Annotated in this window: 9 protein-coding genes and 1 pseudogene; 4 read left to right on the top strand and 6 right to left on the bottom strand. The window is 48.9% G+C overall.

The genetic code is table 11. The features are described from left to right. Nucleotides 1–272 precede the first annotated feature (272 nt). A complete protein-coding gene (locus OGX89_RS12695; RefSeq protein WP_000497460.1) occupies nt 273–512 on the top strand; it encodes a DinI family protein in 240 nt (79 codons plus the stop codon). A gap of 85 nt (nt 513–597) precedes the next feature. Here OGX89_RS12695 and OGX89_RS12690 read toward each other — a convergent pair whose 3' ends face one another. Both OGX89_RS12690 and OGX89_RS12685 read right to left on the bottom strand, forming a co-directional pair. After that, nucleotides 598–1008 carry a hemerythrin domain-containing protein gene (locus OGX89_RS12690; RefSeq protein WP_071701222.1) on the bottom strand — a complete coding sequence of 137 codons (411 nt, stop codon included), beginning with the start codon at nt 1006–1008 and terminating at the stop codon, nt 598–600. Between the two features lie 191 nt (nt 1009–1199). Beyond that, nucleotides 1200–1532, bottom strand: coding sequence for a hypothetical protein (locus OGX89_RS12685; protein WP_174332467.1), 333 nt, complete (start codon nt 1530–1532; stop codon nt 1200–1202). Between the two features lie 78 nt (nt 1533–1610). On the opposite strand from OGX89_RS12685, the gene OGX89_RS12680 reads away from it, so the two are divergent. The 3 genes from OGX89_RS12680 to OGX89_RS12670 all read left to right on the top strand — a co-directional run bounded on the left by OGX89_RS12680 (nt 1611) and on the right by OGX89_RS12670 (nt 3027). Beyond that, nucleotides 1611–1853 carry a DinI-like family protein gene (locus OGX89_RS12680; protein ID WP_046671225.1) on the top strand — a complete coding sequence of 81 codons (243 nt, stop codon included), beginning with the start codon at nt 1611–1613 and terminating at the stop codon, nt 1851–1853. Nucleotides 1854–2033: 180 nt separating this feature from the next. Continuing rightward, complete coding sequence (locus OGX89_RS12675; protein ID WP_142710267.1) at nt 2034–2255, top strand: hypothetical protein; 222 nt, start codon at nt 2034–2036, stop codon at nt 2253–2255. Nucleotides 2256–2430: 175 nt separating this feature from the next. Continuing rightward, nucleotides 2431–3027 (top strand): tail fiber assembly protein, encoded by a 597-nt coding sequence (locus OGX89_RS12670; RefSeq protein ID WP_142710266.1) that lies wholly within the window; start codon nt 2431–2433, stop codon nt 3025–3027. On the opposite strand, the gene OGX89_RS12665 is transcribed toward OGX89_RS12670, so the two are convergent. The 4 genes and pseudogenes from OGX89_RS12665 to OGX89_RS12650 all read right to left on the bottom strand — a co-directional run bounded on the left by OGX89_RS12665 (nt 2999) and on the right by OGX89_RS12650 (nt 6068). Further along, nucleotides 2999–3418, bottom strand: a complete 420-nt coding sequence (locus OGX89_RS12665; RefSeq protein WP_142710265.1) for a tail fiber assembly protein — start codon at nt 3416–3418, stop codon at nt 2999–3001. The genes OGX89_RS12670 and OGX89_RS12665 overlap by 29 nt on opposite strands. 569 nt (nt 3419–3987) lie before the next feature. Continuing rightward, nucleotides 3988–4284, bottom strand: a pseudogene (locus tag OGX89_RS23790) (hypothetical protein); the annotation flags it as partial. A gap of 51 nt (nt 4285–4335) precedes the next feature. Continuing rightward, nucleotides 4336–4929: a YmfQ family protein gene (locus tag OGX89_RS12655; RefSeq protein ID WP_001515583.1), complete on the bottom strand. Its 594-nt coding sequence runs from the start codon at nt 4927–4929 to the stop codon at nt 4336–4338. Then, nucleotides 4926–6068 carry a baseplate J/gp47 family protein gene (locus OGX89_RS12650; protein WP_142710264.1) on the bottom strand — a complete coding sequence of 381 codons (1143 nt, stop codon included), beginning with the start codon at nt 6066–6068 and terminating at the stop codon, nt 4926–4928. The genes OGX89_RS12655 and OGX89_RS12650 overlap by 4 nt, the downstream gene beginning before the upstream one ends.

Here is a 6068-nt window from a genome sequence, read left to right as displayed (position 1 = left end):
TTAACTGCATGACGCGGTAATTTTTAAAATCACTAAAGAACGCCCAAGAGCATGTGTTTTCTTTAGGTTAATCAGTGCATTATAAGACGCCTCCATATGAAATTCGGTTAAGTTCATATGAGTTAAAATGTCCCAACCATGCCCCAAAACTGGCATTTATGCCCCATACATGCCCCAAAAACCTTCCTTAAAAAGCTACGTGCCCAACCGTTGACGCTGTATAAATAAACAGTATAAATTGCGTGCAAAATCATTGTTGCTTTGGAGGCGGTATGTTCGTTGAGTTGGTGTACGACAAACGGAATGTTGAAGGATTAACAGGTGCCAGAGAAATAATTCTGAATGAGTTAACAAAGCGAGTGCACCGGATCTTTCCGGATGCAGAAGTGAAGGTTAAGCCGATGCAGGCGAACGGCTTAAACAGCGATGCCAGCAAAAGCGATCGGGAGAAGCTGAACCGCATGCTGGAGGAAATGTTTGAAGAATCCGATATGTGGTTAGTTTCGGAGTAGTGCCAGCTTTTACCAAGTCCTTTTCATACCTTTCTGGATACGGGAAACCAAATTCCCGTATTGGATGAACCATTGCCGCCCTTTTTTAAAGCTGCTCTACCAGCGGATAAAAATTATTATCCTCGCGCTGCATTCGTTCATGCACCTTGCGCAACACTACATTCGCGTCGCGGCGAAATGCCTCGTCACAATTGATAAGCTTATTTGCCGTATTCCAGCGACGGGAAAACTTTTCATACTCGGCAACAATATCAGCCATCTCGCGCTGAAAATTTACGCCCATTGTTTTTAGCTTTTGATCGTTCACCTTTTCCAGATAAGGATATAAAAACTGATCTTCGGCAGAAAGGTGTACTTTAATCACAGAACTCATACTGATAACGGTTTGAGCGATTTCTTGCGCATGAGCCGTCACACCCGCCCGGCTAAGCTCCCTGAGGCGGCTAATTTTATGGATAATCTCGGCATGCTGGATCTTCATTTTATCAATATTCACTGGGGAATCCCTTAATGAGCTTTGCAATTTATAACATATATATTAAATGCATCTTTTAAAATAAGCAATCTGAATTGTTTTTATTAAATTTTATAAATTTACGTTATGTAAATACATAATAAACAAAATTTGAATGCAAATATAAAGAGATCTATTGCCAATCTTCGGAATTTTTCTATCGTACATATGTCTCAAAACTGCGCCAATGCCGCCTCAAGAGATATCGCAGCATCAGTGCTGTTGATAAAGTGCGTCACCCGCCTCATAACCTCAGCCTCTTCAGCTGCATCACCTTCGATCGCTTCGCCGTCATCCGTGATTAACGCTTTCCCCCTAAGCTTCGCAAACTGCGTCCGACCTCCGGACAGAATCAACAGCGCATCACCCTGCTGTGGGCGCGTGACCGGGACGATGATCGCATAACCCGCCGACGTCTCGAGGATGCGACTGTCGGGAGTCATGCATCCACTGGCTGGCGTAACCCGCTGCTCTATATAGTCGGTAGCTGGTGAAGGAAAGCCCATGTTTACGCCCTCTCTTGACTACTGGATAAAAACACAGCATAAATACTGTATATCTATCCAGTAAAGAGGCAATAAGCAATGTTCGTGGAACTCGTTTATGACAAAAGGAATTTTGATGGTCTGCCCGGTGCAAAAGATATCATTCTGGGCGAATTGACCAGGAGGGTTCACCGGATTTTCCCTGATGCTGATGTTCGGGTAAAACCGATGATGACACTGCCGGCGATCAACACTGACGCCAGCAAGCATGAGAAGGAACAGATAAGCCGTACTGTTCAGGAAATGTTTGAAGAGGCTGAATTCTGGTTAGTGAGTGAGTAAAGATTTTCAATGCCCGCCACAGTTACGTATTGATTATGCTGTGGCGGATATTCATTTTCGTAAACGTTCGTTTGGGAGCGGGCGCACCACCGATAGGAATTCCGTTCTTCTGGCCGTCTTCAGTAATGCCGAATGCAGTCATGACTGAGTGGTCAGACATGGTATTTCTCAAGTTTAACGGTGCGTCATTCTCTGCTGCTACTTACCCCAGGCTTGCGCTTGCCGTTCCTGGTCTGGTTCTGCCTGATGCGCGAGGCGATTTCCCGCGAATCTGGGATGATGGCCGTGGCGTTGATAGTGGACGTACGTTGCTATCAGTGCAGGGAGACGCGTCACGAAATATTACCGGTGCAATATCACCTAACGCTACCGGGAAAGATAGCGGTACTTGGCTTGGGGTAAACAATGGATCCGGCGCACTGAAACCAGCGTCATTATCAGGAAATGTTGGTGTCGTTACCAATTCCACGGGGACAGGAGCGTCGGGAATCTCGCTAGATATATCCCGCGTGGTGCCAACTGCCGACGAATTTCGTCCCCGCAATATCGCATTCAATCTTTTGGTAAGGGCTAAATAATGAAACCTGTATTTGATGAAACAACCGGCCACGCAACCACTGCCGGGGATATTAGATGTTATTATTTTGATTCAGAGACAGGGGAATATACCGGCTGGTCTGACGAATTTATTAATGTAGGCGTGAGCATGCCTGGTAACTCAACCGATATCGACCCCGGCGAGGAGGTTGCTGGCCAGGTATCCGTATTTGCTGGTCAGGCCTGGGTGTCTAGACCTGACCAGCGCGGTACCATTGTGTATTCAACAACTGATCTGAGTGAGTCCGTTGTTGATTATATCGGAGATATTAAGCCTGATTTTACTACTATGTCACCCGCAACACCGTTTGATAAATGGGATGGCAGCGAGTGGGTGACAGATATCGAATCGCAGCGGGCATCGGCTATTACACAGGCAGAGAATGAGCGTCAACGACTGCTGGAACAAGCCGATTCTGTAATGCTGGACTGGCGTACCGAGCTGCTGCTTGGTGAAATCAGCGACGCCAACAGGGCTAAACTGTCGGCGTGGCTGGCATATAAGACCAGGGTAAAATCACTGGATGTGACAATTGACCCTGAGCATGTCAGTTGGCCTGTTCCCCCGGAGGCGTAGGCCATTCGATATCCGGAGCACTGGAGATGTCTACCGCTTCCAGTGCATCCAGATAATCCAGCCACAAGTTGTACTGCGCCAGTTCGTCGCCCTTCAGCCGACCAATCGCAGCTTTACCTGGCCACTGTTTTCTGTTCATGAAGTCGTTAGCGACATCTATTCGACGCTGGCGCTCATACTCTGCCGCCTGAGTCAGTTCTTCCTGTGTCGGCACCGGCGCATCCTGCCACACCGGGCCGTTATCGCCGGCAACCATGATTTGAGTTTCTGAACCCGCAATAAACTGGTTGTATACGTCCTGACTAACCTCTGTTAAATCCTCCCCGTCATATTCTTCTGCTGTCGCCTCAAGTAAAAAACCATTCAACGATGGACTGTAAAATATTTTCATCAGTAGCCCTTAACAAAATATTGGAGATGAATTGCTGAGTTAATTAGCGGAACACCTGTTTTAGAATTGCGTACTGCAAACGAAATCGTCGAAGTTGGTCCATTCGAGGCAGAGTATGATGAGAAAATAAAAGGGTCCACATCAGCGGCATAGTTGCCTTTGGACTGATGCGCCTCTGCATAAACAACCCGGTTTAAAAACGTGTCAGGTAATGCGATAAACACATTGCCATCTGCATCCGTAGGTACAGAGGTTTCCCCGCACATAAAACGAAGTCCACCCGGTTGATTACCTACGACAGACGAACTAGTTTTGGAATATGTAAAGTCTGACAGAGCGGCCTTCTGTCCCAGTGCATTGTTTACTGTGGAATAAAAACTAGCGTCGTTATTAATTGCCAACGCCAGTTTTTTTAGTGTGTTCAATGCGGCAGGTGCACCGCCATTCAGATTCGCGATGGCCTGAGCAACAAATGCAGTATTTGCAATACGAAAATCTATTTCAGACTGGGCTGCTGTTGGCACGGACGGGGTACCAGTAAACGACGGGCTGTTGATCGGTGCATAGATTTCTCCAATACGAAGGTTTGTGAGAGCCGTAGAAATCGCCGCTTCACCATCTGATTTGATATCGGCAAATGGGTTTGCACGGCTCAGTGTGAGTTTTTGAATGGCTTTTAAAACCTGAGTCATATCGTTAATGTCGAGCGCCAATCCTGCTGACTCTACGATATGCGCTAACTCTTCCTGCATGGCGTTAAACGCTGCTGCCCGCAGCCTCGTTGCGGCAATACCACCAGCAACACTTCCATCAGTATATTTGCCATCCTGCGTTGCAGTGGCTTCGACTTGCCCGATTCGGAGCATAGTTAATCCTCACTTAGTGTTAAGCGATAAAATCAGAGGGGGAAATATCAGTTATGAATAATTGAAAATGATGTTCAGATGGGATGGGGCAATTTTGTTGATTGAACACTCCAGTTGTTTATTGCCCCACGATGCGAGCGGATCTCCGCAGTAGGACGCGCCAGCAAGCGAATACTTGATCGTTGTTTGTGGCGCATTTATCCGCCAGGTAAATGGCCACTCGTCACCGTTAAGCGCATCACCGCATACTGACATCCCACTCATAGCGGGCCGGAACTGTGTGATAGTGATGGTATAACCAAGAGCTGCAGCCACCCGGATGTAATAATCGCGGTTCAGGCCGCCGGTGCTGATTAACTTTGCCACCACGGCGCGCTGGCGATCGCTGACGCCACCGGATTCACCAATCGCACAATCATCTGGTAACCCCAGAGAGCTTTCCCATTCTGACAACATTACCGTCGCTGTAGGGGGAAAAGCACCAGTAATCAGGCTTTGCGCATCGTTGTCAGAACGCTGAAACGCGCTGCCCAGTGCCCGTAATACCGCAGCCTGTACCGTTTTTTGCGATCTGGGCCACGCCCTGCCCGTCGGCAGCAACGCGCCAAGCGCACCGGCATAATCATTTTTTGAAAAGAGGCTCATACAAAATTCACCCCGCCAAGCACCGGAATTTCGCCAACAGCAAAGGTGATATTGACCATCGGAGAGTTAAGGATATAGCCCGTCGTGCCACTAACACCGCCGATACTCCCGTTAATATCAGAGAGGTAAACTTTCCCGGAACCATCAGGGTTAGCCTCATCAAAAAACAGCGCCGTCAGCGCGTCTTTTATACCCTGAACTGTGGTGCTGTCGGCATTTTTGATACCAGAGATTTCAATATTGATGACTTTCTTGATCGGGGAACATACGAAAACAATGGCAGTGTCTGTCTGCTGCGGATAGATGTGGTCGGCGACAGCGAGCTGGTCTCCGGTGGCTTTAACAGCCCCCCAGTCCTCAAGTTGGGATATTCCATCGGTACCGACCGGAAACCCACCATTGTCATTCCGATCACACATGATATACACGCCAACGGTCCCGGCCCCGTTCAGACGCCGCTTTACCCACGCGCGGGTGACGCCCGAAACCTCAAGCGCCCATTTTTTATAATCGGCGTCGCTTCCACCCTGAGGCGGATTCTGCCATGCCAGCAAGCCACGACTGCGAAAGTCCTCTTCCGTTTCAATATCGGCTCCGCCGGTCGCAGCGGACAGTAACGTTACCTGTGGATCCACGCCAGCAATATTCGCGTCCAGGGTCATTATGGTCCCGGCATCAGCGTTACCGCGCGCGCCTCCACCCGTTACATCACTGGTAATATCCGGCAGGATGGCCGTCACCGCGACGATACCAAATCCATCTGCCTGAATTTTAAGATCTGCATCCGTCCGGTACTGGTATCCGTCCCCGCGGTTAATGATCGAGCCAACAGGGATAATACTGTCAACACTGCCACTAGCCTGTACCGCAGGCGACTTCGCCGCTGCAGCTGGTTTTCTGAATACCTGCTTAAGGGCCATCCACCCGGCGAGATACTCATCGGTAGAGGTAAACGGGTTTGTCTGCAGGGCAATATAGTCAAGGTAGGCGTAATGCAGATGCCCCATCCCCGCATCCATGTCAGCCAGTACCTTCAGGTTCGCGAAGCGCAGGAGCGCACCAACATCCTCAAGCTCCGCCTGCATAAATTTCCGGTTTCCGTCGCGGAGTTCGCTCAGCGTCGGTCGTTTAAACGGCAT

This window comes from Citrobacter sp. Cpo103 (assembly GCF_030332605.1).
GTDB lineage: Bacteria > Pseudomonadota > Gammaproteobacteria > Enterobacterales > Enterobacteriaceae > Citrobacter > Citrobacter portucalensis.
The sequence above is the reverse complement of the archived record's forward strand: the minus strand, read 5'-3'. Positions and strand labels throughout refer to the sequence as shown.

Coding starts and splice junctions, on each gene's coding strand:
- OGX89_RS12695 (WP_000497460.1), top strand. CDS start 273: ATGTTCGTTGAGTTGGTGTACGACAAACGGAATGTTGAAGGATTAACA.
- OGX89_RS12685 (WP_174332467.1), bottom strand. CDS start 1,532: ATGGGCTTTCCTTCACCAGCTACCGACTATATAGAGCAGCGGGTTACG.
- OGX89_RS12680 (WP_046671225.1), top strand. CDS start 1,611: ATGTTCGTGGAACTCGTTTATGACAAAAGGAATTTTGATGGTCTGCCC.
- OGX89_RS12670 (WP_142710266.1), top strand. CDS start 2,431: ATGAAACCTGTATTTGATGAAACAACCGGCCACGCAACCACTGCCGGG.
- OGX89_RS12665 (WP_142710265.1), bottom strand. CDS start 3,418: ATGAAAATATTTTACAGTCCATCGTTGAATGGTTTTTTACTTGAGGCG.
- OGX89_RS12655 (WP_001515583.1), bottom strand. CDS start 4,929: ATGAGCCTCTTTTCAAAAAATGATTATGCCGGTGCGCTTGGCGCGTTG.
- OGX89_RS12650 (WP_142710264.1), bottom strand. CDS start 6,068: ATGCCGTTTAAACGACCGACGCTGAGCGAACTCCGCGACGGAAACCGG.